Here is a 1,648-nt window from a genome sequence, read left to right as displayed (position 1 = left end):
GACTCTTTGTTACGCCTTCTTGAAAGGTCTCGACCTTACGGCAAAGGCGTGCCGCGACTCTGAATTCGCCTGTAAGCCAGAGCACATTCGCATTATTCAGAGGTGCCCTAGATGATCGAAAGGCACATTAGGCGGGTCGCATCAAACTGGGGACCGTCTGAAAAGGTGGATACATGTTCGAGCCCTTGCCCATATAAGAGGTATTTCAAGCTCCCTGATCTGCCAGAAAGCGTGGGTCAGCGACGAAGTTTTCCCGGTGTAATATCCTGATAGCGACGAAAGCTGCTGGTCAGGGCACTTTGACTGGAGAACCCACAACGGCTGGCGACTTCACTGATCGACAGATTGGTATCTTTCAACAGCTGTTGCGCGAGATGCAAACGCTTGGCGATCAGGTATTGGTGCGGTGTCATCCCATAGGCTTTTTTAAAGGCCCGTTGAAACTGGCTCGGGCTAAGATGCACCAGTTTAGCCAACTCAAAGATGCTGACAGTGCGGGATAAATGGGTGTCGAGATACTGGTCTATTTGCGCTCGATCGATTGCCCTGCCACGAGGCAAAGGGTGGCTAGCAGACGTATCAATGCGGTGATGCAGTCCATGGATAAACGTGGCCGCGATATGAGCAGCCAGTCTGCGATCATCGGGATAATGTTGGATCTCTTGCAAGCCCAGTTGCAAGAGCTGCTGCAACCTCGGATCCATATCAAAGTAACCCGCTTGTCGAAAGAGCCGGTTCAGAATCGTATCATCTACTAAACCATTGCCTTCACAGGGCAGGTTTAGTACCAGCACACGATTGTCCCGGGATCCAGAATAATAGTGGGGGTGATCTGAAGGCACGACGCAGCCCTGCCAGCGCAGCAGGCGGCTACCTATTCCATCCACCTCAAAGTCAGCCCTGCCAGACAGGCCTATGATCATTTGATGATAGGCATGGTGGTGGCGGTGGCTCTCAATCGGCAAATTGACCAGATCGGTTTCGATCACTTTTTATGCAACCGTAGCGGAAACGAACCTACAGACTATCCATTGTCAAATGGAGCGACAAGGGCGTTTTTGTAACCTGTCCCTTAATCCGCTACAGCTTACCGAGAGATACTCGGCAATTGATTGACATTAGTCGATGTGCATCAAGCCAACGCCAGAAGGCTCAACCCGGACCACTTGCATCTGCTTAACCGGAGCCTCTACCGGCAGCCCTTGTACCTGGACATTGACCGTAGCTCCGATAGGCGGGCTATCACCCTCCTCGACGAGCAAAAATAAGCCACCATCGGACAGATCCCGGGTGTGCAAAATAGTCTCAGGTGTTTGTTCCCCCCAAACCCTGATCATCAGTTTCATCTCGGTACGTAGGTGTCGTCTTTTTTCACTCATGGTTCTTATACAGTTAGGCGGTTAGCAGACTTTATAAAGCAAGCAGATATTTTTGCAACCGTTGCCGTCGCTTCCTGACAGTTAGCCCTAGGGCACCTCTGAATAATTCAGATAGATCTCTGCGGATCCTAAAAATGGTTTTTATCAAGGCGAAGCTCGCCGTTCATGTCGAAATCTGGACAAGGGCTTCAACACCGAGAAAACCATTTTTAGGACCGCCCTACGGGGCTTTCAGGCGAACCCAGACTCTTTGTTACGCCTTTTTGAAA

Annotated in this window: 2 protein-coding genes; both read right to left on the bottom strand. The window is 50.7% G+C overall.

Features of this window, described 5'->3' with window-relative positions:
• Positions 1-236: 236 nt before the first annotated feature.
• Complete coding sequence (locus tag MIB40_RS19790; RefSeq protein ID WP_249697146.1) at positions 237-989, bottom strand: helix-turn-helix domain-containing protein; 753 nt, start codon at positions 987-989, stop codon at positions 237-239.
• A 129-nt stretch (positions 990-1,118) separates the two neighbouring features.
• The gene (locus MIB40_RS19365) at positions 1,119-1,379 is read right to left on the bottom strand and encodes a PilZ domain-containing protein (protein ID WP_249697145.1); all 261 of its coding nucleotides are present in this window, start codon (positions 1,377-1,379) and stop codon (positions 1,119-1,121) included.
• Between the last annotated feature and the right edge of the window lie 269 nt (positions 1,380-1,648).

Source organism: Aestuariirhabdus haliotis (assembly GCF_023509475.1).
Classification (GTDB): Bacteria; Pseudomonadota; Gammaproteobacteria; order Pseudomonadales; family Aestuariirhabdaceae; genus Aestuariirhabdus; species Aestuariirhabdus haliotis.
The sequence above is the reverse complement of the archived record's forward strand: the minus strand, read 5'-3'. Positions and strand labels throughout refer to the sequence as shown.

What these genes read in the sequence shown, in the direction of transcription:
- MIB40_RS19365 (WP_249697145.1), bottom strand. Translation starts at nt 1,379, where the DNA reads ATGAGTGAAAAAAGACGACACCTACGTACCGAGATGAAACTGATGATC.